At 63.1% G+C, this 22,661-nt stretch carries 24 protein-coding genes and 1 pseudogene; 19 read left to right on the top strand and 6 right to left on the bottom strand.

Annotation, left to right across the window (positions count from 1 at the left end):
* Positions 1-15: 15 nt before the first annotated feature.
* The 4 genes from HZY77_RS08165 to HZY77_RS08150 all read right to left on the bottom strand — a co-directional run bounded on the left by HZY77_RS08165 (position 16) and on the right by HZY77_RS08150 (position 5,283).
* Positions 16-2,754, bottom strand: coding sequence for a valine--tRNA ligase (locus HZY77_RS08165; protein WP_296820518.1), 2,739 nt, complete (start codon positions 2,752-2,754; stop codon positions 16-18).
* A gap of 94 nt (positions 2,755-2,848) precedes the next feature.
* Positions 2,849-3,322 (bottom strand): hypothetical protein, encoded by a 474-nt coding sequence (locus HZY77_RS08160; RefSeq protein WP_296820516.1) that lies wholly within the window; start codon positions 3,320-3,322, stop codon positions 2,849-2,851.
* Positions 3,323-3,332: 10 nt separating this feature from the next.
* Entirely contained in the window at positions 3,333-3,761 is a 429-nt protein-coding gene (locus HZY77_RS08155) for a DNA polymerase III subunit chi (protein ID WP_296820514.1), read from the bottom strand.
* 10 nt (positions 3,762-3,771) lie between these two features.
* A complete protein-coding gene (locus HZY77_RS08150; protein ID WP_296820512.1) occupies positions 3,772-5,283 on the bottom strand; it encodes a leucyl aminopeptidase in 1,512 nt (503 codons plus the stop codon).
* A gap of 160 nt (positions 5,284-5,443) precedes the next feature.
* Between HZY77_RS08150 and HZY77_RS08145 the strand changes: the two genes are divergently transcribed.
* The 4 genes from HZY77_RS08145 to HZY77_RS08130 all read left to right on the top strand — a co-directional run bounded on the left by HZY77_RS08145 (position 5,444) and on the right by HZY77_RS08130 (position 8,379).
* Positions 5,444-5,872, top strand: coding sequence for an LptF/LptG family permease (locus tag HZY77_RS08145; protein WP_296820509.1), 429 nt, complete (start codon positions 5,444-5,446; stop codon positions 5,870-5,872).
* 11 nt (positions 5,873-5,883) lie between these two features.
* The gene (locus HZY77_RS08140) at positions 5,884-6,384 is read left to right on the top strand and encodes an LptF/LptG family permease (protein WP_296820507.1); all 501 of its coding nucleotides are present in this window, start codon (positions 5,884-5,886) and stop codon (positions 6,382-6,384) included.
* Between the two features lie 130 nt (positions 6,385-6,514).
* Positions 6,515-7,588, top strand: coding sequence for an LPS export ABC transporter permease LptG (lptG, locus tag HZY77_RS08135; RefSeq protein ID WP_296820505.1), 1,074 nt, complete (start codon positions 6,515-6,517; stop codon positions 7,586-7,588).
* 74 nt (positions 7,589-7,662) lie between these two features.
* The gene (locus tag HZY77_RS08130) at positions 7,663-8,379 is read left to right on the top strand and encodes a ferritin-like domain-containing protein (protein WP_296820874.1); all 717 of its coding nucleotides are present in this window, start codon (positions 7,663-7,665) and stop codon (positions 8,377-8,379) included.
* A 1-nt stretch (position 8,380) separates the two neighbouring features.
* Here HZY77_RS08130 and HZY77_RS08125 read toward each other — a convergent pair whose 3' ends face one another.
* The gene (locus tag HZY77_RS08125; protein ID WP_296820503.1) at positions 8,381-8,851 is read right to left on the bottom strand and encodes a hypothetical protein; all 471 of its coding nucleotides are present in this window, start codon (positions 8,849-8,851) and stop codon (positions 8,381-8,383) included.
* Positions 8,848-9,966 carry a cupin domain-containing protein gene (locus HZY77_RS08120; RefSeq protein ID WP_296820501.1) on the bottom strand — a complete coding sequence of 373 codons (1,119 nt, stop codon included), beginning with the start codon at positions 9,964-9,966 and terminating at the stop codon, positions 8,848-8,850. Before HZY77_RS08120 ends, HZY77_RS08125 begins: the two co-directional genes overlap by 4 nt.
* Before the next feature lie 75 nt (positions 9,967-10,041).
* Between HZY77_RS08120 and HZY77_RS08115 the strand changes: the two genes are divergently transcribed.
* From HZY77_RS08115 to der, 15 genes and pseudogenes are all read left to right on the top strand, one after another.
* Positions 10,042-10,506, top strand: coding sequence for a peroxiredoxin (locus tag HZY77_RS08115; protein WP_296820499.1), 465 nt, complete (start codon positions 10,042-10,044; stop codon positions 10,504-10,506).
* Entirely contained in the window at positions 10,503-10,985 is a 483-nt protein-coding gene (locus tag HZY77_RS08110) for a peptidylprolyl isomerase (RefSeq protein ID WP_296633204.1), read from the top strand. Before HZY77_RS08115 ends, HZY77_RS08110 begins: the two co-directional genes overlap by 4 nt.
* A gap of 90 nt (positions 10,986-11,075) precedes the next feature.
* Positions 11,076-12,029: pseudogene (locus tag HZY77_RS08105) on the top strand (acetyl-CoA carboxylase carboxyltransferase subunit alpha); the annotation flags it as partial.
* 30 nt (positions 12,030-12,059) lie between these two features.
* Positions 12,060-13,355, top strand: a complete 1,296-nt coding sequence (tilS, locus tag HZY77_RS08100) for a tRNA lysidine(34) synthetase TilS (protein WP_296820873.1) — start codon at positions 12,060-12,062, stop codon at positions 13,353-13,355.
* Between the two features lie 156 nt (positions 13,356-13,511).
* Positions 13,512-13,940, top strand: coding sequence for a nucleoside-diphosphate kinase (ndk, locus tag HZY77_RS08095; RefSeq protein WP_296820496.1), 429 nt, complete (start codon positions 13,512-13,514; stop codon positions 13,938-13,940).
* A gap of 9 nt (positions 13,941-13,949) precedes the next feature.
* A complete protein-coding gene (rlmN, locus tag HZY77_RS08090) occupies positions 13,950-15,068 on the top strand; it encodes a 23S rRNA (adenine(2503)-C(2))-methyltransferase RlmN (RefSeq protein ID WP_296820494.1) in 1,119 nt (372 codons plus the stop codon).
* Positions 15,065-15,841 carry a type IV pilus biogenesis/stability protein PilW gene (gene pilW, locus HZY77_RS08085; protein WP_296820491.1) on the top strand — a complete coding sequence of 259 codons (777 nt, stop codon included), beginning with the start codon at positions 15,065-15,067 and terminating at the stop codon, positions 15,839-15,841. Before rlmN ends, pilW begins: the two co-directional genes overlap by 4 nt.
* Positions 15,838-16,257 carry a helix-turn-helix transcriptional regulator gene (locus HZY77_RS08080; protein WP_296820488.1) on the top strand — a complete coding sequence of 140 codons (420 nt, stop codon included), beginning with the start codon at positions 15,838-15,840 and terminating at the stop codon, positions 16,255-16,257. Before pilW ends, HZY77_RS08080 begins: the two co-directional genes overlap by 4 nt.
* 161 nt (positions 16,258-16,418) lie before the next feature.
* A complete protein-coding gene (locus HZY77_RS08075; RefSeq protein ID WP_296820486.1) occupies positions 16,419-16,652 on the top strand; it encodes a DUF4115 domain-containing protein in 234 nt (77 codons plus the stop codon).
* Positions 16,652-17,872 carry a flavodoxin-dependent (E)-4-hydroxy-3-methylbut-2-enyl-diphosphate synthase gene (gene ispG / locus HZY77_RS08070; RefSeq protein WP_296820484.1) on the top strand — a complete coding sequence of 407 codons (1,221 nt, stop codon included), beginning with the start codon at positions 16,652-16,654 and terminating at the stop codon, positions 17,870-17,872. Before HZY77_RS08075 ends, ispG begins: the two co-directional genes overlap by 1 nt.
* Before the next feature lie 23 nt (positions 17,873-17,895).
* Positions 17,896-19,170: a histidine--tRNA ligase gene (gene hisS, locus HZY77_RS08065; RefSeq protein ID WP_296820481.1), complete on the top strand. Its 1,275-nt coding sequence runs from the start codon at positions 17,896-17,898 to the stop codon at positions 19,168-19,170.
* A 3-nt stretch (positions 19,171-19,173) separates the two neighbouring features.
* Complete coding sequence (locus tag HZY77_RS08060) at positions 19,174-19,815, top strand: tetratricopeptide repeat protein (RefSeq protein ID WP_296820478.1); 642 nt, start codon at positions 19,174-19,176, stop codon at positions 19,813-19,815.
* Between the two features lie 2 nt (positions 19,816-19,817).
* Entirely contained in the window at positions 19,818-20,972 is a 1,155-nt protein-coding gene (gene bamB / locus HZY77_RS08055; protein ID WP_296820872.1) for an outer membrane protein assembly factor BamB, read from the top strand.
* An 85-nt stretch (positions 20,973-21,057) separates the two neighbouring features.
* Positions 21,058-21,246, top strand: a complete 189-nt coding sequence (locus tag HZY77_RS08050) for a hypothetical protein (RefSeq protein ID WP_296633225.1) — start codon at positions 21,058-21,060, stop codon at positions 21,244-21,246.
* Between the two features lie 4 nt (positions 21,247-21,250).
* Positions 21,251-22,660, top strand: a complete 1,410-nt coding sequence (gene der, locus HZY77_RS08045) for a ribosome biogenesis GTPase Der (RefSeq protein ID WP_296660837.1) — start codon at positions 21,251-21,253, stop codon at positions 22,658-22,660.
* Position 22,661 lies beyond the last annotated feature (1 nt).

Here is a 22,661-nt window from a genome sequence, read left to right as displayed (position 1 = left end):
CGTCGCTGTAAGCGATCAATTTAGCCGCGCATGCTGCGCCTCCAGCGTCTGCAACATGGCCGTAAAGTCGGCCAGCCGGGCCTGCTCCTGCTGCACCACGGCAGCGGGGGCCTTGTCGACGAAGCTGGGGTTGGCGAGCTTGGTTTCGGCTTTCTTGATTTCGCCCTGGATACGGGCGATTTCCTTGGCGAGGCGGGCGCGTTCTTCGTCCTTGTCGATTTCCACCACCAGCATCATCCGCATGTCGCCGACCAGCGCGACCGGGGCGTCGGCTTCCGGCAGCGTGGTCACCGCGCTGACTTCGCTAAGTTTGCCCAGCGCAACAATGTAGGGCGCCAGCGCGTTGATCACGCCAGCATCGCCCTCGATCACCAGCGGCACGCGCTGGGCGGGTGACAGGTTCATTTCGCCGCGCAGGGTGCGGCAGGCGTTTACCAGTTCCTTCAGCAATTGAATCCGCGCGACGCTGTCGGGGTAGCGTTGCTCCTCGTTGGCCTGTGGATAGGCTGCCAGCATGATGCTGTCGCCGCTCACGCCAGCCAGCGGCGCGACTTTCTGCCACAGCTCCTCGGTGATGAAGGGGATGATGGGGTGGGCGAGCCGTAGCGTGGTTTCGAGCACGGTGGCCAGGGTGCGGCGCGTGGCGCGCTGCTGCTCGGGTGTGCCGGTGTTCAACTGCACCTTGGCGAGTTCGAGATACCAGTCGCAGTATTCGTCCCACACGAATTCGTAGACTGCCCGCGCGGCCTGGTCGAAGCGGTAGGCGGCGAAGGCTTCGCGCACGTCGCCGATGGCCTGTTGCAGGCGTGAGGCGATCCAGCGATCGGCATCCGAGAAAAGCATCGGCTGGCTGGTGTCCTGCCCGCAGTCGTGGCCTTCCAGGTTCATCAGCGCGAAACGGGTGGCGTTCCACAGCTTGTTGCAGAAGTTGCGATAGCCCTCGGCGCGCTGCAGGTCGAACTTGATGTCGCGCCCATGGGTGGCGAGTGAAGCAAACGTGAAGCGCAGGGCGTCGGTGCCATAGGCGGCGATGCCGTCGGGAAACTCTTTGCGGGTGCGCTTCTCGATGCTGGCGGCTTGCCTGGGATTCATCAGTCCCTGGGTGCGCTTGGCGACGAGGTCGTTGACCGCAATGCCGTCGATGAGGTCGATCGGGTCGAGCACGTTGCCCTTCGATTTGCTCATTTTCTGGCCTTCGGAGTCACGCACCAGACCCGTGACGTAGACCTCGCGGAACGGCACCTTGCCGGTGAGATGCTTCGACATCATCACCATGCGGGCAACCCAGAAGAAGATGATGTCGAAGCCGGTGACCAGAACCGAAGTCGGCAGGTAGCGCTCGAGTTCCGGCGTCTGCTCGGGCCAACCCAGTGTCGAGAAGGGCCACAGCGCGCTTGAGAACCACGTATCGAGCACGTCGTTATCCTGCGTCAGTTCGCGCCCCCCNGCCTGTTTCCTTGCTTCTTCTTCTGTGTGCGCGACGTAGAAATTGCCGTCGGTGTCATACCACGCCGGGATGCGATGGCCCCACCATAATTGGCGCGAGACGCACCAGTCCTGGATGTTCTCCAGCCACTGCCGGTAAGTGGTGGTCCAGTTCTCCGGCACGAATTTCAGTTCGCCGGAATCGACCGCGGCGAGCCCTTGCTTGGCCAAGCCTTCCATGCTCATGAACCACTGGTCGGTGAGCATCGGTTCAATCACTGCATGGGTGCGGTCGCCGCGCGGAATCATCAGTTTGTGCGGTTTGGCCGAGACCAGCAGGCCTTTNTCCTGCAGTTCGTCGAGCAGTTTCTGGCGTGCGTCGTAGCGGTCGAGCCCCTGGTATTCGGCGGGGCATAGTTCGTTCATCTTGGCGTCGAGCGTCAGCACGCTGATTGCCACCAGCTTGTGGCGTTGGCCCACCTGCCAGTCGTTGAAATCGTGCGCAGGGGTGATTTTGACCACGCCGGTGCCGAATTCGCGGTCGACGTATTCGTCCGCGATGACGGGGATGCTGCGTTCGGCGATCGGCAGGCGGACGTGCTTGCCGATCAGGTGCGCGTAGCGCGCATCCTCGGGATGGACGGCGACGGCGGTGTCGCCGAGCAGGGTTTCGGGGCGGGTGGTGGCCACGGTCAGGTGACCGCTGCCATCTTCCAGCGGATAGTTGATTTCCCAGATGAAGCCGTCTTCCTCGGTGCTGACGACCTCAAGGTCGGACACCGCCGTGCCGAGTACCGGATCCCAGTTCACCAGCCGCTTGCCGCGGTAGATCAGGCCTTCACGATAGAGCCGCACGAAGACTTCGGTGACCGCCTTCGACAGCCCGGCATCCATGGTGAAGCGCTCGCGGCTCCAGTCCGGGCTGGTGCCGAGCCGGCGCATTTGCCGCGTGATGGTGGAGCCGGAATGTGCTTTCCATTCCCAGACTTTTTCGAGGAATTTTTCGCGTCCGAGGTCATGGCGCGAGATGTTCTGCGCATCGAGCTGGCGCTCCACGACGATCTGCGTGGCGATGCCTGCATGGTCGGTGCCAGGCTGCCACAGGGTATTGTCGCCCGCCATACGGTGGTAGCGGGTGAGGGCGTCCATCAGAGTGTGCTGGAAAGCATGGCCCATGTGCAGCGTGCCGGTGACATTGGGCGGCGGCAGCATGATGCAGTAGGCGGGAGCGTCGGGCGTGTCGCCGGCCTTGAAATAGCCGGCGCTTTCCCACTGGGCGTACCAGCGTTTTTCGATATCGGCCGGTTCGAAGGATTTGGCGAGTTCCATGGCGTGCGGGCAAAGGCGTGATTATCCCAAAAAGCCTTGGGACAAGTTACGACCGCCCGGGATTAATTCCAACGACGCAATGGGCGATGGGTTATCAGCTCGATGGGTCGCGCGGCTGCTTGAGTTTCTCGGCGACGGCGTCACGCACGATTTCCCGGACGTTGACGTCGAGCTGGCTGAGCAGGCTCGACACGGTCTGGTCGAGGTTCTTGCGCAGTTCGGCGGCGACCTGTTTCTCCATGACCTCGGACAGGCGGGGCGCCAGTTCGCTCATCAATTGCTCGGCCAGCGTGTCACTTACAGCAGAAGGCGGGGAGCGGGGGCGGGCGCTTCGGCTTGAATGAGCGGTGGGGCAGGTGCGAGGAGGGCTGGCAGGCGGGGCGGCATGTTCCGGCGGTGCGGGCGGCGTTCCGCGTTCGATCACGTGGGTCAGCACAGGCAGCCAGGCATCGGGTGGCGTAGCCTGTGCGCAAGGACCTGACGGCTCGGTTGCCGTTTTGCCCTCGGTGGCGCCACGATGCTTTTTCAGCAGCGCATCCATCTTGTTCAACAAGGGGCTGTCGCTCATGGGGAACCTTCTAGCCGGCGGGCTGACGCAGGTCGTGTGTTTTCAAGGCATAGCCGCGTGTCTGATAGAAACGGTAACGGGCGCGGCCCTGTTCGCGTCCGCTTTCGTCCTGACCGACGATTTCGACCAGCCGTTCGAAACGGGCAAAGGCGGGAGGCTGTTCGTGATGCAGGTTGATCATCACGTCTGCCTGGCGCAAGGCAGCGGCGTCGGTGCCAATCAGTATCGGCGTTTCGCTGGCCAACGCGTCGCTGTCGCGGCAGTGCGGCACAAATCCTAGCGCAGGCGTCGTCCATAACAGGCGGTCGATAGCATCGGCCACCGCCGCGTCCGGCGCGTAGATCATCACCTGCCTGCCCTGGCCGAGCGCCTTGGTGGCGACGCGGCGGGCGACGCCGAGGGGGTTGTCGGCAAACGTGTAGAAGGTGATTTCGGTCACTGCGGGCAGCTTATTTCTGGGCGCGGTTCAGAAGGAAATGCACCAGCAGCGACACCGGCCGTCCGGTCGAGCCTTTNTCACGGCCGCCCTTGTAGGCGGTGCCAGCGATGTCGAGGTGCGCCCAGTGATATTTCTTGGTGAAGCGCGACAGGAAGCAGGCTGCGGTGATCGAGCCGGCCGGGCGGCCGCCGATGTTGGCCATGTCGGCCAGGCTGCTCTTCAGTTGCTCTTGATAGTCGTCCCATAGCGGCATGCGCCAGACGCGGTCCCAGGCATGGTCGGCGGCGTGCTCGATTTCGCGCGCCAGCGGGTCGTGGTTGCTGTAGAGCGCGCTGGGGTGCGCGCCCAAGGCGATTACGCAGGCACCGGTGAGCGTGGCCAGGTCGACCACGGCGTCGGGTTCGAAGCGTTCGGCATAGGTCAGCGCATCGCACAGGATCAGGCGGCCTTCGGCATCGGTGTTGAGGATTTCGATGGTTTGGCCGGACATTGAGGTGACGATGTCGCCGGGTTTGTTGGCGTTTGCATCCGGCATGTTTTCGCAGGCCGGGATGAGGCCGACGACGTTGAGTGGCAGGCCTAGTTCGCCGATGGCGCGGAAGGCGCCGATGACTGCGCCGCCACCACTCATGTCGTAGTTCATCTCATCCATCTCGGCGGGNGGTTTGAGCGAAATGCCGCCGGCGTCGAAGGTGACTGCCTTGCCGACCAGTACTACGGGCCTGTCGCCCTTGGCACCGCCTTCGTGTTTCAGCACGATGAAACGCGGCGGTTTGTCGCTGCCCTTGCCGACCGACAGGAAGGAGCCCATGCCCAGTTTTTCGCAGGCGGCATAATCGAGAATCTCGCAGCCGAAACCGTGGGCTTTCGCCATCTTCTTCGCCTCGCCGGCCAGATATTCCGGCGTGCAGATATTGGAAGGTGTATTGCCAAGATCCTTGGCCAGGCCGATGCCGTGGGCGATGGCCAGCCCGCGCGCAAGCCCGGTCTCGCCGTATTTCAACTCGCCGCGCCGCGACACGGCAAAAATGACGCGTTTGAGTGGGCGGCGCGTCTCGCTGGACTTGCTCTTCATGTGATCGAAGCGATACAAGGCATCGTGGGCGCTGACCACGGCCTGTTCGACGTTCCAGGTGACGTCGCGTTTCTTCACCGGGATTTCGCTGAGCGTGATGGTGGCTTCCATCGAACCGGTATCGCGTAGCGTTCGCACCGCGCAGGCGATGGCTTCGCGGTAGCCTTTNTCATGGAAGTCGCGTTCCTTGCCGAGTCCGACCAGCAGGACACGGTCGGCCAGGATGTTGGGCACCCGGTGCAGCAGCAGCGTGCTGCCGGCCTTGCCTTCCATGTCGCCGCCGCGCAGGATGTCCGACAGATAGCCGTCGCTGGCACGGTCGACGTCGATACCCGGTCCCGACAGTTTGCGGCTTTCGAACACGCCGACGACGACGCAGGCCGTGCGCTGTTTTTCGGGGGCGCCGCTTTTTATGCTAAATTCGAGTTCGATTTCCTTGTTTTCCATGTCCGTGCTCAAAAATACAATTTGTCCCTGCGCCGCCGTCAGGCGTAGCCAGTTGGAGTGTCGCGCCGAAATTCGGCGTTGCCCATTGGGCGATTATTGGCGCGGGCGCGGTGGAATGTCAAAAGCCCGTTCATTTTGTGAACGGTTTCCGGCCATCCCCATGCTCTATCGCCGCGCGCTGACCCGTGAGATGGCGCTCACCACCGGCGCCGTGCTGACGGTGCTGGTCGCGATCGCGCTGGTCGTGTTGTTCATCCGCCTGCTCGGCGACGTGGCGCGCGGCGAACTTGCCAACGAGGCGGTTTTTTCCTTTCTCGGCTTTTCGCTGCTGTTCTTCCTGCCGGTATTGATGACGATCGCCCTGTTTGCCGGTGTGCTGCTGCCCTTGTCGCGTATGTGGCGGGACAGCGAAATGGTGATCTGGTTCAATGCAGGCCTGTCGCTGACGCAATGGATGCGGCCGGTGCTGGCGTTCGCCGTGCCGTTCTCGCTGGTCATCCTGTTGATTACGCTGGTGATCAATCCCTGGGCACAGACCAAAAAATTGAGTATCGCCAGGACCTGCGCAGTCGCAGCGAAAGTTCGCTGATCGCCCCCGGCATGTTCGCCGAATCCACCGCCGGCCAGCGCGTTTATTACGTGGAGTCGCTGAATCCGCTGACCGGCATTGTGCGCAACGTCTTCATGCAGTCGCGCATCGACGGCCAGCTCGGCCTAGTGGTGGCGCGCGAGGGGAGTCACACGGAAATGCCTGACGGTTCACGTTATCTGGTATTCAAGGATGGACGCCGATATGAGGGAACGCCCGGCAAACTCGATTACCGCATTGTGCAATTCGAGCGCTACTGGATGCGGCTCGACCCGGTTCCCGTGAACGGCAAGGAAACCGGCATCCGCCAGGCGCCCCTGAACGAATTGCTGGCCGACAAGACGCCACCGGCGCGGGCCGAACTGCTGTGGCGGGTAGGGGTGCCCGTGTCTGCACTCATCCTTGCCGTCATGGCCATTCCGCTCAGTTTCGTCAACACGCGGGCACGCCGTTCCTACGGGCTGATGACCGCGTTGCTGCTGTACTTCGTCTACAACAATCTGCTGTCCTGACGCAGGCCTGGGTGGCCCAGGACAAACTCAACCCCTGGGGGATGGTGGCATCGCATCTGGTGATGCTGTTCGCCGTGGCCGCTCTGTTCTGGCTGCGAACCCGTCAATTTGCGCCACGCGGGAGGCGTGCATGAGGCTGCTCGCGCGCTACCTGGGCGGGCAGGTCCTGCTTGCCTCGGCCTTCGTGTTGCTGGCGCTCCTGGTGCTGTTTGCGTTTTTCGACGTGATCCAGGAACTGGGTGCGCTGGGCCGCAACAATTATGGTCTCGGCCAGGCGGCTGTGGTGGTGATGCTCAACGTTCCCGGGCATCTGTATGAAATCCTGCCGGTGGCTGCGTTGATTGGTACCCTGTTCACGTTGTCGCGCCTGGTGGGCAATTCCGAATATGCGGTGATGCGCGTATCGGGCCTCTCCAACTGGCGTGTAGCCGGTTATTTCAGCGCAATCGGCGTGCTGCTGTCGCTGCTGGTGCTGGTCATTGGCGAGTATGTCGCGCCGTGGTCGGAGCAGGCGGCGCAACGCTACAAATTGCTGGCCACCCATTCCGTCGTGGCACAGCAGTTCCGTTCCGGCCTGTGGGTCAAGGATCGCAGCGCGTTCATCAATGTGCGCGAAGTGATGCCGGACAACACCTTGCGCGATATCGAGATTTACGGCTTCGACGCAGACGGTCGCCTCGGCTGGATCCGTGCGGCCCAGGAGGCCCACTGGCGCGGCGGCCAGACCTGGGATCTGCAGCAGGTAGTGGAAACCCGGTTCGACGCCGACGGTATTCATGCGATCCGGAATGCGCACCTGAACTGGCAGTCGGTGCTCACCCCGGACATCCTCAGCGTGTTGCTGATCGCACCGGAACAGATGTCGGCACGTACCCTGTGGCGCTATGTTGCGCATCTCAAGGAAAACGGCCAGAAGGCCACGCGCTATGAACTGGCCTTGTGGTCGAAGTTCGTCGGGCCCTTCGTCATCCCGATCATGATGCTGATCGCCATGCCGTTTGCGATCCAGGGGCCGCGTTCCGGCGGTACCAGCAGCAAGATTTTCATCGGGATTCTGGCTGGACTCGGTTTTCATCTGCTGAGCCGATTGTTCGGCCATCTCGGTTTGCTGAACGACTGGCCGGTTGTCGTGGTATCGATTCTGCCCTTGCTGATTTTCCTGACCATCGCGCTGATGGGCATCCGGTGGGTGGATCGGCGCTAGATTCGTTGCCTCGGCGTGTGGCCGCGTGTCTGCACGCCCGCCTGCCGGCGGACAAAACATGCTGTGTGCACGCGTTGTGGGCCGACTGGCGGGCGGGCCGGATCGATCTTGCGGCCGGCGCGTTACGCGTTCCCATCGACCAGCCCGGACAGCCTGACAAACCCGAGCGGGTCGCGCCGCACCAGGTGCCGCGGCGCCGTACCGACACGCTGACCGGCCGGGCGGCGCTCATCCATGCGCTGGCGCATATCGAATTCAATGCCATCAATCTGGCGCTCGATGCGGCGCACCGCTTTGCCGGCATGCCGCCGACGTATTACGCCGACTGGCTTTCGGTTGCGGACGAGGAAGCGCTGCATTTCGAACTGTTGAGTGCGCATCTGGCAACGCTGGGGTTTGCCTACGGGGATTTCCCGGCGCATAACGGCCTGTGGGACATGGCACTGAAAACCGCACACGATCCGCTGGTGCGCATGGCACTGGTGCCGCGCGTGCTGGAGGCACGCGGGCTCGATGCCACGCCGTTGATCGTCGACAAGCTGAAGGCCGCGCACGACACGCGCATGGTCGAGATTCTCGCTGTCATCGAGCGCGACGAGATCAGCCATGTCGCCATCGGCAGCCGCTGGTTCGACTGGCTGTGCGCGGCACGTGGCCTGCAGCCGGATACGACATTTCGGCAGTTGCTGGTCGATTACGGCGCGCCGCCCCTGAAGCCGCCATTCAATCTGGCGGCGCGTCGCCAGGCTGGCTTCAGTGAATCCGAACTGGACTGGCTGAGCGGACTCTAGCTTACAAGCCGAGCGTCGTCGCCGACACGCTGGCCGGCGAACGTTGCCACATGTCTTCGAAGCTTTGGTGCAGCGCTGTCGCGTGGCCGGGATCGTCTCCATGCAGCGTACCGTGCACCGCAGTCTTGTCGGCACGGAGCAGCACACCGTGGCGGTCAGCCAGTACAAACGCCTGATCGGGACGGGGTGCGTCGGGATCGGCCTGGCGGATTTCGAGGACATGGCCGAAATCCCGCAACAGCAACATCAGGCGAGGATGGTCGCGAGCGACGCGGCTGATGTCGTCGAGCAGCAGTTCGATGCGGCGTCCGCCGCCTGCCACGCAGAGTGCGCGCAATGTGGCGAGCCGTGATGCGTCGTCGAGGTCCAGCAGGCTCAGGTCATGGTCGTACACGCGCAACTGGCGGTGCGTTGCAGCCACCAGCGTGTCGAATGCGGCACGGAATTCGGCAGGGGTTTCAAAGGCGTTCATGGGGTGTCGGTCTCCAGCCAGCCGGCTTCATACCAGTCGTACAAACGCTCGCGCAGGGGNGCAGGCACGGGCGGCGCGAGATGGCGCTGGTCGGCCAGTTGCTTCAGTGCGGCGGTCTCGCCTGCTGCAGGCGTGAAAGCCTCGCCGTTGATGAAAAAGCGCTTTCCGGTAAACAGCAGACGCGATTTGGGATTGAGCGTGACGCCATGCTTGTTCGTATATTTGTTGAAGGCGCTCCGGTTGAGCGGCGTGTCCGGCGCATCGAAAAANACATTCGGCTTGGGTTCGGACAGGTAGCGCCCGGCGAACTCGGCGATGTCGCGCTTGCTCCATTTGATTTTGGCGATCATGTCCTCGATCTGGCTCAGCATCGCGCGGCCGATTTCACCGGGATGGGCTTGCAGGCGCAGATCGGGGTCGGCATAACGGCCCTCAAGCGCGATCGTGTCCTGCAGATGCATCAGAAAGCCGTGGGCCATTTCTTCGGTGGTGGGTGCGCGAAAGCCGATCGAATAGGTCATGCATTCGTCCTCGGCGACGCCGTAATGCGCGACATGCGGCGGCAGATAGAGCATGTCGCCGGGGCCGAGCACCCATTCGTCTTCCGCCTCGAAACGCCGGAGGATTTTCAGCGGCACGTCGTCCAGGATCGTCAGGTCGGACTGCGTGCTGATCCGCCAACGGCGGTGGCCTTGCCCNTGCAGCAGGAAGACGTCGTAGGAATCGAAATGCGGCCCCACGCTGCCGCCGGACACGGCGTAGCTCACCATCAGGTCGTCGAGGCGGGCATGCGGGATGAAGTTGAAGCATGCCAGCAAGGCGTCAGCTGCGGGCAGGAGGTGATTGAGCGACTGTACCAGCAGCGTCCAGTCGGTCTTGGGCAGGCGCTTGAAATCGCGTTTGCTGAACGGGCCATGGTCGAACTGCCAGTGCGTGCCGCTGCCCTGGACCAATCGCGATTCCACATCGTCGCGGGTGGCCAGTTGCCGCATCTCGTCGGGAGACAGGAGGCCGGTGAAGCCGGGTACGGCGTTGCGGATCAGGAGCGGGCGCTTGTGCCAGACATCGCGCAGGAAACGGGTGGGGCTCAAGCCACCGAGCAAGGCAGTCATCATGGACGCGATTATAGCGATGCGGCACCTGCAGGGCTGTTAGAATGCTGCCGGAAAGACACTAAGGCGGAGTAACCCATGCTGAAAGCAGGAGATCGGGCGCCGGACTTTTCCAACCCCGACGCGGACATGAACATCGTCGAGTTGTCCCAGTTCCGGGGCAAGACGCTGGTGCTGTATTTCTATGTGCGCGACGATACACCGGGCTGCACGACCGAAGCGATCGAGTTTTCCGAACTGGAAGACGCGTTCTCCAAATTGGGTGCCGCCGTACTCGGCGTTTCGCGCGACGATTGCATCAAGCATGGCGAGTTTCGCGACAAGCACGGCATCAGCGTGAGGCTGCTGGCCGACAAGGAGCAGGCCACCTGTACGGCATATGGCGTACTGCAGGACAAGGAAGTGGATGGCGTCATGCGCAAGAGCATGGTTCGCTCCACCTTCGTCATCGACAAACAGGGCGTCATCCGTCACGCACTGTATGGCGTTTCCAGCCGCGGCCATGCGGCGGAAGTGCTCCAACTGGTAAAGGAACTCAAGTGAATATTGGCAAGGATACCGTGGTCACCATCACCTATATCGTCAAGGACATGGACGGCAAGCTGCTGGAGGAGAGCGACGAACCGGTCAGCTATCTGCACGGCGGCTACGACAACATTTTCCCGTTGGTGGAACAGGCGCTGGAAGGCAAGGCCGTCGGCGAGACCGTCGACCTCAAGTTGCAGCCGGCCGATGCATTCGGCGAATTCGAGGAAGATCTGGTGCGGCTGGAACCCCGTGAGTCATTTCCTGCCGACATCGAGGTCGGCATGCAGTTCGTCGGTTCACCAGTCGACGGCAGCGAGGAAATGCTCTACACCGTGACCGATGTCGCCGAAGACAAGGTGGTGGTCGACGGCAATCATCCCTACGCCGGCCAGGCCGTGCATTTTCAGTGCGTCGTGGCCGACGTGCGTGCGGCGACGGCGGACGAAGTCGCCCATCGTCACGCGCACGGTGCGCACGGCCATCACCATCATTAAGCCACATGGCGCCGAATCGGATGGTAAAGGCGCCGGGCTGCTAAAATGCCCGGCTGACCTGTTTTTGTGACAGTTTGATAAAGACCACCGATGAAAACCACTTTCCTCGATTTCGAGCAGCCGATTGCGGAGCTCGAAGCCAAGATCGAAGAACTACGCTTTGTGCAGGATGACTCCGCGCTGGATATTTCGGAAGAAATCCGCCGCCTGCAGAAGAAGAGCCAGACGCTGACCAAGGACATCTACGCCAAGCTCAATGCCTGGCAGGTGTCGCAGGTGGCGCGCCATCCGCAGCGCCCGTATACGCTGGACTATGTGCAGGGGCTGTTCACCGATTTCGTCGAACTGCACGGCGATCGTGCCTATGCCGACGATGCCGCGATCGTCGGTGGCATGGCTCGCTTCAACGGCGAGCCGGTGATGGTGATCGGCCACCAGAAGGGCCGCGACACCAAGGAAAAGATCTACCGCAATTTCGGCATGCCGCGTCCCGAGGGCTACCGCAAGGCCCTGCGGCTGATGCGCCTCGCCGAAAAGTTCGGCCTGCCGATCTTCACCTTCATCGACACGCCGGGAGCCTATCCCGGCATCGGCGCTGAGGAACGCGGGCAATCCGAGGCGATCGCGCGCAATCTCTATGTGATGGCCGAGCTGAAGACGCCGATCGTGTGCACCATCGTTGGCGAAGGCGGTTCGGGCGGCGCGCTGGCGATCGGCGTCGGCGACCGCATGCTGATCCTGCAGTACTCCACCTATTCGGTGATCTCGCCGGAAGGCTGCGCCTCGATCCTGTGGAAGAGCGCCGACAAGGCCTCGGTTGCTGCCGAAACCCTGGGCATCACCGCCGATCGCCTGAAAGCCAACGGGCTGGTCGACCGCATCGTCGAAGAGCCGCTGGGAGGCGCGCAGCGCGACTGGGACGCCATGTTCCAGGCGATGCGCCGCGCACTGACCGATACGCTCGCCGAATTGCGCAAACAGTCGCTCGACGCCCTGTTGGATACGCGTTACCAGCGTCTGCGGGCGTATGGAAGCTTCAAGGAAACCCCGCCAAATAAGGCGATCGTTGCAGAGGTGGCGGACGTGCTTGGCCGCCACGCTCCTCCGCATGCACGGCTGACGCTGGCCCTGTCGGGCGGGCTCGATTCTGTCACCCTGCTGCATGCCCTGCTGGCGTTGCGCGACCTCCATCCATTCGAACTGCAGGCGGTGCACGTGCACCATGGCCTGTCGCCCCATGCGGACGACTGGGCTGATTTCTGCGACCGGCTATGTGCAACGCACGCAGTTGAACTGGCCGTCCATCGTGTGCAGATCGCACGCGACGATCCGGCCGGCATCGAAGCGGCTGCGCGGCGGGAACGTCAACGGATCTTTGCTGCGTTGGATGTGGATTTTCTCCTCACGGCACACCATCAGGACGATCAGGCCGAGACACTTCTACTGCAATTGCTGCGTGGCGCCGGGCCGAAAGGGCTGGCGGCCATGGCCGAACGGCAAGACCAGCCTGGCTGGCACGCAACCCAATTGCGGCCGTTGCTGTCCATTCCTCGCGCCGAGTTGTTGCGTACCGCGCGGGAGCAGGGCCTTGCTTGGATCGACGACGAAAGCAACCGGGACACCCGATATCGCCGCAACGCGCTACGTCAGCAGGTGATGCCGTTGCTGGCGCAGCATTTTCCGNGCGCCGGCCGCACCTTGGCACGTGCGGCCGCGCTGCAGGCCGATGCCGCAGAATTACTGGACGATCTGGCACGGCTGGATGCACGGGAGGCCATCGCCGGCGACCGTCTCGACTGTGCCGCGCTGGCGCGCCTCTCGACTGTGCGGGCCCGCAACCTGCTGCGCCACTTCATCGAGCAGCACGGCCAGCCCATGCCCAGCCTGCGCCGGCTCGATGAGGCCCTGCACCAGTTGCGGGATGCGCATGAGGATGCGCGGGTGCGCGTCAATCTGGGACAGGTGGCGTTGTGGCGCTACCGCGGCGGGGCCTATCTGGTGGCGCCGTTGCCGCGCTGGACGGAGCCGATACGCTGGCAGGGCGAGGCGGCAATCTGGGTGCCGGCCGCCGGGGTCAGCGTGCGGATGGACCGGGCGAGCGGAACGGGGCTCCGGCAGACGGCGCTGGCCGCAGGCGACGTCACGCTTGGTGTACGGGCGGGCGGTGAGCACCTCAGGCTTCACGCCGGCGGTCCTCGGCGCAGCCTGAAGAACCTGCTGCAGGAACACGGGATCCCGCCCTGGCAGCGGGCACGCATGCCGCTGATGTGGTGCGACGGCCGATTGGTGTGGGCGGCGGGAATCGGCTTTGACGCCGACCTGGGGGCCGCGCCGGGTGAGGCGGGGCTGCTGCCGCACGTCGAACCCTGACGAGCCATGGCGTTGCATGCGCCCGGGCAAGCCCGGCAAACCGCCGCCCGCCGGCAGGACAAGACAGTCCGGGGTGGGCCATGTTATTCTAGCGGGCTGATTTTCATGGTTTTTGAACCTTTTTCCTGTTTTCCCTCTTTTGTCTGGAGCATACACATGGCTGTTCAGCGCACTTTTTCCATCATCAAACCCGATGCCGTCGCCAAGAACGTGATTGGCAAGATCGTCAGCCGTTTCGAGAGCAATGGCCTCAAGGTCGTTGCGTCGAAAATGAAGCATTTGTCGCGCCAGGAAGCCGAGGGCTTTTACGCCGTGCACAAGGATCGTCCGTTCTTCAAGGATCTGGTCGAATTCATGATCTCGGGTCCGGTGGTGCTGCAGGTCCTGGAAGGCGAAGACGCGATCGCCAAGAACCGCGCGTTGATGGGCGCGACCGATCCGAAGAAGGCCGAAGCGGGCACCATCCGCGCCGACTTCGCCGAGAGCATCGATGCCAATGCCGTGCACGGTTCCGATGCCCCGGAAACCGCGGCGATCGAAATCGCCTACTTCTTCCCGGCCAGCGAAGTCTACGCGGGCCGCTAAACCCTACGCATGCCGCAGAATCTGCTCGATTTCGATCTGGATGGTCTGGCCGCCTGGTTCACCGAACTTGGCGAAAAGCCGTTCCGCGCCCGTCAGGTGTTCCACTGGATGCACCAGTCTGGGGTGGCCGATTTCGCGCAGATGACCGACATCGCCAAGAGCCTGCGCGAGAAACTCCAGCAGCAGGCCTGCGTGCAGGCGCCGGCGATCAACTACGCGCATACCTCGGCGGACGGCACGCGCAAGTGGCTGTTCGACGTCGGTGTCGCCAACGGCATCGAAACCGTATTCATCCCGGAAGACGACCGCGGCACGCTGTGCGTGTCGTCGCAGGTCGGCTGCGCGCTCGAGTGCACCTTCTGCTCGACCGGGCGGCAGGGCTTCAATCGCAACCTGACGGTGGCCGAAATCATCGGCCAGTTGTGGGTGGCGCACCACAGCCTCAAGACCGAGCCGAATCGCACCGCGTTCAATCACGGCGCCGGCGAAATTTCCGATCGGCCGGTGACCAATGTGGTGATGATGGGGATGGGCGAGCCGCTGGCGAATTTCGAGAATGTGGTGACCGCGCTCGGGATCATGCTCGATGACCATGCCTACGGCCTGTCGCGGCGACGGGTGACGGTATCCACATCCGGCCTGGTGCCGGCGATGGACCGCCTGGCCGAACGTTGTCCGGTCGCGCTGGCGGTGAGCCTGCATGCGCCCAACGATGCGTTGCGCGACCAGATCGTGCCGATCAACAAGAAGTATCCGTTGCGCGAATTGATGGCCGCCTGCCGGCGTTATCTGGTGCATGCGCCGCGCGACTTCATCACCTTCGAATACGTGATGCTGGCCGGCGTGAACGACCAGCCCGAGCATGCGCGCCAGCTGGTCGAGCTGACGCACGACGTGCCGTGCAAGTTCAACCTCATTCCCTTCAATCCGTTTCCGGACTCGGGCTACGAAAAACCGCGGACAGAGTCGATGCGCGTGTTTCGCCAGATCCTGCAGGATGCAGGCTTGGTGGTGACCACGCGCAAGACGCGCGGTGACGATATCGATGCGGCTTGCGGGCAACTGGCCGGGAAAGTCGCGGACAAGAGCGGGCGTGTCATGAAGCGAATGCACAAGGAGGCAGCGTGAAGAAATGGGTAGGGGTACTGGTTGCAGCGGCATTGCTGGCGGGTTGCGCGGCACAGCCGATGGACGGGAGCGGCGGTGTGGCCGCCAGCGAGGCTGACAGCCAGAGTCGCGAACGTGCCCGTGCATTCACGGATCTGGCCGGGGCCTATGTCGCGCGTACCCAGTACAAGGTCGCACTCGACGAGTTGCGCAAGGCGATCATGGCCGATAATCGCTATGGCCCGGCCTACAACATTTACGGCATGATCTACATGGATTTGGCCGAGGACAAACTGGCCGAGGAAAATTTCCGTCGCGCCATTGAACTCGATCGCAACGATTCGAACGCGCACAACAACTACGGCTGGTTTCTCTGTACCCGCGGCCGCTACGATGAAGGCCTGGCGCAATTCAGCGCTGCCATTCGCAACCCTTTGTACACGCAGCCCGAACTGGCCATGACCAATGCCGGCTTGTGCGCCGAAAAGAAGGGCGATATCGCGTTGGCCGAGGCCAATTTGGGCAAGGCGCTCAAACTGCAGCCCGATAGCCCCAACTCCGTCCTCAAGCTGGCCGGACTGTATTTCCGCCAAGGGCGCTTGGCGGAAGCGCAGCGTCTGCTGGGGCGGCATGACGAGCTGGCGCCGCCGTCTGCCGAAAGCCTGTGGCTGGGCGTGCGGCTGGAACGCAAGCTGGGTGATCGGGCGCAGGAAGCCGCCTATGCCTTGCAGCTGCGCAAACGCTTCCCCGATTCGAACGAGACGCAGCAGTTGCTGACGGGGCATTTCGAATGAGTGGGAGTGGGCTGGCCTCGGTCGGCCAGATTTTGCAGGAAGCACGCGAAGCACAGGGCATCACGCTGGACAATGCAGCCGTGCGTCTGCGTCTGATGCATCGCCAGGTGGAGGCGATGGAACGGGACGACTTCGAGAGCCTGGGCCAGCCCGTTTTCGCACGTGGCTTTGTGCGGAACTATGCGCGTCTGTTGGGGCTGGTGCCGGAGTCCCTGCTGGCGCGCATGGATGGCGCTCCGACCGAACCGGCTGCGTTCGTTCCGACCGAACCGGCGCTGCCGCGGTCATGGCTGACGTCTCCGTGGCTGATCTTGTCGCTGCTCGGCCTGTTGCTGGTGGTGGCCGTGCCGGTTGCCTTGTATGCGTGGCTCAACAGCGATGGGGAGAGCGCACCGATGCGCCGACACCCGCCGTGATACAGCCGCGCCCGGCACCGGCCGTCGCAACCGCCCCTGTCGCTGCACCGGCTGATGTCGTGTCGCCTGCGCCCGCGTCGCCCGTGATCCCTGCTGCGGCTGACGGTACGTCGCCTGAGGCTACGACGTCTGGGACGGCCGAGTCTGCGGCGGAGGGCAGTGTGCTGCACCTCGATTTCGGCGACGAGTCGTGGACCGAGATCAAGGATGCCAGCGGTCGCATGCTGATGCGTCAACTCAATCCCGCAGGTAGCAGCGCGGACGTTCACGGCCAGCCTCCCTTCGATGTGGTGATTGGCAATGCCACGCAGGTGCAGATGACGTACAACGGCCGCCCCATCGACCTGAAACCCTTTATTGACGTGACGGTTGCCCGCTTCACGCTGGAAGAATGATGTCCCAGATTATCCGTCGTCCCACCCGTCAGGTGCAGATCGGCCAAGTGCGGGTCGGCGGTGACGCCCCCGTGGTGGTGCAGTCGATGACCAACACCGACACAGTCGATATCACCGCGACCGTGCGTCAGGTGCAGGCGCTCGCCGAGGCTGGATCGGAACTGGTGCGGCTGACTGTCAACACGCTGGACGCCGCCGCTGCGGTGCCGCGCATTCGTGAGCGCCTCGACGTGCTGGGCTGTCGCGTGCCGCTGATCGGCGATTTCCATTTCAACGGCCACAAGCTCTTGACCCAGGTGCCCGAGTGCGCAGAAGCGCTGGCCAAGCTGCGCATCAATCCCGGCAATATCGGTCGGGGCAACAAGCGCGACGAGCAGTTCGCCACGCTGATCGAGGTGGCATGCCGATACGACAAGCCGGTGCGCATCGGCGTCAACTGGGGCAGCCTCGACCAGGCGCTGGCAGCGCGCATGATGGATGACAATGCCCGGCTTGCACAGCCGGAAGACGCCGAGGTCGTGATGCGCCGCGCGATGGTCGCATCTGCGCTCGAATCGGCCAGGAAGGCCGAGGAATTGGGGCTCGGCGGCGACAAGATCATCCTGTCATGCAAGATGAGCCGGGTACAGGATCTGATATCGGTCTACCGTGATCTGGCGTCGCAGTGCGACTACCCGTTGCACCTCGGATTGACCGAAGCCGGCATGGGCAGCAAGGGCATCGTCGCTTCGACCGCGGCTTTGTCGGTGTTGCTGCAGGAAGGCATCGGCGACACGATACGGATATCCTTGACGCCCGAGCCGGGCGGCGAGCGCACTCAGGAAGTCCGTGTCGGCCAGGAAATCCTGCAGGCGCTGGGCTTACGTGCATTCACACCCCAGGTCACGGCCTGTCCTGGCTGCGGTCGTACCACCTCCACCGTATTCCAGGAACTGGCGCAGGATATCGAAACCTATTTGCGTACCCAGATGCCCGTGTGGCGCAGCCAGTATCCCGGTGTCGAATCCATGCAGGTGGCGGTGATGGGTTGCGTGGTCAACGGCCCTGGCGAGTCCAAGCATGCCAATATCGGCATCTCGTTGCCCGGTACGGGCGAAGTGCCGGTCGCGCCGGTATACGTCGACGGCGAANAAACGGTGACGCTGAAAGGCGAGAAGATAGCCGAAGAATTCCAGACCATCGTCGAAGACTATGTGCGCAGCCATTACGGCACTGCGTGAAATGCATTTCTGTTGATTACGTTATGAGCAATAACATTCAATCCGTGCGCGGCATGAACGACTGCCTGCCCGATGTCAGCGACACGTGGCAGGGGTTCGAGACGATCGTGCGCGACTGGCTGCGGCGCTACGGCTACCGCGAGATACGTACGCCGATTCTCGAGCATACCGGTCTGTTCAAGCGTGCCATCGGTGAAGTGACCGACATTGTCGAGAAGGAAATGTATACCTTCGTCGACGAACTGAACGGCGAATCGCTGACGCTGCGCCCGGAAGGCACGGCGTCGTCGGTGCGTGCGGTGATCCAGCACAACCTGTTGTACGACGGTGGTAAGCGATTGTGGTACACCGGACCGATGTTCCGCCATGAGCGTCCGCAANAGGGCCGCTACCGGCAATTTCACCAGGTCGGCGTCGAGGCGCTCGGCTTTGCCGGGCCGGACGTCGATGCCGAACTGATCGTGATGTGCGCCGATCTGTGGAAGGAACTGGGCATCGCGCCGACGCTTCAGCTCAACACCTTGGGCGATCATGCTGCGCGGCAGCGGCACCGCGAGAAACTGATCGCCTATTACGCATCGCACCAGGACGTGCTTGACGAAGATGCCAGGCGCCGGCTGCACAGCAACCCGCTGCGCATCCTCGATAGCAAGAACCCGGCGATGCAGGCACTGAACGATGCGGCGCCCAAGCTGATGGATGAGCTCGAGGACGAAGCGCTGGCGCATTTCGAAGGGGTGCAGACGCTGCTTCGCGAGAATGGCATTGTCTTCGAGATCAATCCCAGGCTGGTGCGGGGTCTGGATTACTACAACCGCACCGTGTTCGAATGGGTGACCGACCAGCTCGGCGCGCAGGGCACGGTGTGTGCGGGCGGCCGCTACGATGGCCTGATCGAGCAATTGGGCGGTAAGCCGGCGCCCGCAGCCGGGTTTGCGATGGGTATCGAACGGCTGCTGGCATTGGTCGAAGCGGGTAGACGTACCATCGCGACCCCGGCATACGATGCCTATGTCGTCCATGCCGGCGACGCGGCACAGGCCTTTGCCTGGCAGGTGGCCGGTTCGCTGCGCAGTGTCGGACTCGCCGCGATCCTGCATTGTGGCGGCGGCAGTTTCAAGTCGCAGATGAAANAGGCCGATGCCAGTCGCGCTCGTTATGCGGTGATCATCGGCGACGACGAGGCCGCCGCGCAGCAGGTGACGCTGAAGCCGCTGCGCGAGGCAGGCGAACAGACCCGCGTCGAGGTGGCGCGGGCGATTCAATTCATTCAAGAAGCATCAACTCAAAAGGCATAGCGCATGGCAACCTACGATCTCGACGAGCAGGAACGGCTGGACGAACTGAAAGCCTGGTGGAAACGCTGGGGCAGCCTGGTGATGGTCGGTCTGGCCGTGGTGGTCGCGGGGCAGCAGGCTNGGCGCTACTGGCAGAACCACACGGTGACGCAAAGCCTGGAAGCGGCAACCGTGTACGAANAACTCACGCAGTCGCTGGCTGTAAATGACGCCAAGAGCGCACGCGAAGCGGGTGCGATGCTGCTCGACCAGTACAAAGGCACGGCGTATGCACCACGTGCCGCGATGCTGCTGGCCAAGCTCAATGTCATGAACAAGGATCTGAAAAGCGCGCAGAGCCAGCTGGAATGGGCCGTGGCCAACAGCAAGGAGCCGGCCGTCAAGGATCTGGCGCGCCTGCACCTGGCGGGTGTGCAACTCGACCAGAAACAATACGACGTGGCGTTGAAAACCCTGGCAGGCTCGCATAGCGATGCGTTCGCCTTCCGTTTCGAAGACATGCGGGGCGATGTGCTGATGGCGCAAGGCAAGAAAGCCGAGGCGCGTGTGGCGTATCAGGCGGCGTTCGGCAAGATGGAAAAAGACAATCCCTATCGCAGCATCGTCGAACTGAAGCTCGATGCCCTGGGAGGAGAAACCAAGTGAAGATGCGCATGATGGTCGCCGGCCTGGCGCTGGTCATGTCGGGATGCAGCACGGTCGGTTCGATGACCAGCACGGTGGGCGGCTGGTTTGGCCACGGTCCGGTCAAGGCCAAGCCCGCGGAACTGGTCGAATTCAAACCCACTGCCAGCCTTACCGAAGCCTGGAAGGGCGAAACGGGAGATACCAGCGGTTATCTGTTCCGCNCCCGGGCCGCAGGCGACGATGTGTTTGCCGCAGGCGGCAACCGCGTGGTGCGCATCGCGGTAGCCAATGGCAACACGGTGTGGAAAACCGATGCCGACGCCAAGCTGTCGGCCGGTGCCGGCGTGGGGCAAGGGTTGGTGCTGGTGGGCAGCACCAAGGGCGAGTTGCTGGCGTTGGATCAGACCAGCGGCCAGGTGCGCTGGAAAGTGGCTTTGTCGAGCGAAGTGACCGGCCAGGCGCTGGTCGTAGGGGACATTGTCATCGCACGTACGGGCGATGGCCGTGTGCAGGGGCTCGGGGCCGCCGACGGCAGCCGCAAATGGCTGTACACCCGCACTCTGCCGGTATTGAGCCTGCGCGGTTCGGGCGGCATGACCGTGCGTGACGAGGTGCTCTATGCCGGGTTCCCGGGCGGCAAACTGGTTGCGCTCAATGCGGCCAATGGCGCGCAGTTGTGGGAGGCGACCGTGGCGCTGCCGCGCGGAGCGACCGAACTCGAACGGGTGGCTGATGTGATGGGCAATCCGGCCGTGGATGAACGCCAGGTGTGCGCGGTTGCCTATCAGGGGCGGGTGGCCTGTTTCGACCGCCGCAACGGGGAGCTGCTGTGGGCGCGCGACACCTCGAGCAACACCGGCCTGGCGATGGACGAGCGCAATGTCTACGTCACCGACGACAAGGACGCCGTGACGGCCTACGATAAAACCAGCGGCCGCGCCGGCTGGCGGCAGGACAAGCTGGCGCGCCGTGCAGTGACCGCACCGCTGGCACTCGGTGCCTGGGTCGTGGTGGCCGACGGCGAGGGATACGTCCATGTGCTGTCGAGCGAGGATGGCAGCTTCGTGGCGCGTGCGAAAGTCGACAGCGGCGTCCATTCGGCGCCAGTCGATATCGGGCCGGGTTTCGCGGTGGAGACGACCAAAGGCAATGTCGTCGCGTTCCGGCTCAAGTAAACAACACGACGCGTCGGCTCTGACGCGTCAGCAAGGATAATCATCCTAAAAACCGCAGTTGACCGCTCAATTTTAGGAATGCTGCATGAATATCGATACTTCAACCTGCGATCGCACTCACCGGCAGATGGAGGCCGCTACGCACCCGCCGGCACGCCTGGCCACGCGCCTGCCTTTGTCGTTCGTCGTTGCAGGCCCCGGCCTGCTGCCTCCTCACTTCGCGGCAGTCACCTGCCCAGACGCACCCTCGGGCGCGTCCAACTACGGTTTCTAGGATGATGCTTCCCACTTTGGTTCTTGTCGGGCGCCCGAACGTCGGCAAGTCCACCTTGTTCAACCGCCTCACCGGTACGCGCGATGCCCTCGTGCACGATATGCCGGGGATGACGCGCGACCGCCACTACGGGCGCGGGCGCATCGGTGGCAAGCCCTATTTGGTGGTCGACACCGGCGGCCTCGAGCCGGTGGCCAAGGAGGGCATCATGGCCGAGATGGCGCGCCAGACACTGCAGGCCATCGACGAGGCCGACGCCATCATTTTCATGGTCGATGCGCGCAGTGGCCTCACGCCGCAGGACAAGGTGATCGCTGATCGTCTGCGCCGTGCGACGTGCCCGGTGCTGCTGGCGGTCAACAAGGCCGAGGGCATGAATCGCGCGGTGGTGACCGCCGAATTCCACGAGTTGGGACTGGGCGAGCCGCTGGCGATCTCCGGCGCGCACGGCGACGGCATTTCCGACTTGGTGGATGAGGCGCTGGCGCCGTTCTCCGAAGAAGAAGAAAAGACCGACGAATTCGGCATCCCCAAGATTGCCCTGGTGGGACGTCCCAACGTCGGCAAGTCGACACTGGTCAACGCCCTGGTGGGCGAGGAACGCGTCATTGCGTTCGATCAGCCCGGCACCACGCGCGATTCGATCTACGTCGAGTTCGAGCGCGACGGCAAGCCCTACATTTTGATCGACACCGCCGGCGTGCGGCGTAAAGGGAAGGTGTTCGAGACGGTGGAAAAATTCTCCGTCATCAAGACGCTGCAGGCGATCGAGGATGCCAACGTCGTGGTGCTGGTGCTCGACGCGCGCGAGAACGTTTCCGAGCAGGATGCGCATCTGGCGGGCTTCGTGCTGGAAACCGGGCGCGCGCTGGTGGTGGCGGTGAATAAATGGGATGGCCTGTCCGCCGAGCAGCGTGACGACATCAAGCGCGACATCGGCCGCAAGCTGGCTTTCCTGGATTTCGCCCGATTCAATTACATTTCGGCCTTGAAGAGCAAGGGCCTGGATACCCTGTTGAAGGATGTCGAAGCCGCGCATGCCGCCGCCTTCCTCAAGATGTCGACGCCCAAGCTGACGCGCGTGCTCGAGATGGCGGTGGAGCAGCATGCGCCGCCCAAGAATGGCTTGTTCCGTCCCAAACCGCGCTACGCGCACCAGGGCGGCAAGAACCCGCCTGTGATCATTCTGCACGGCAACGCGCTGGAAGGCTTGCGCGACGACTACAAGCGCTACCTGGAAAGCAGTTTCCGCAAGGCGTTCAAGCTGCAGGGCACGCCGCTTCGGATCCAGGTGAAGGAAGACACGGGCAAAAATCCGTATGAAGGCAAGACGCGCGCGCCGCTCACCGAAAGCGAGGCGACGCGGATGCGGCGCAAGAAGCGGGTACGGCGCAAGGTCTACGGCTCAACCTGAG

This window comes from Thiobacillus sp., assembly GCF_013693775.1.
Classification (GTDB): Bacteria; Pseudomonadota; Gammaproteobacteria; order Burkholderiales; family Thiobacillaceae; genus Thiobacillus.
The sequence above is the reverse complement of the archived record's forward strand: the minus strand, read 5'-3'. Positions and strand labels throughout refer to the sequence as shown.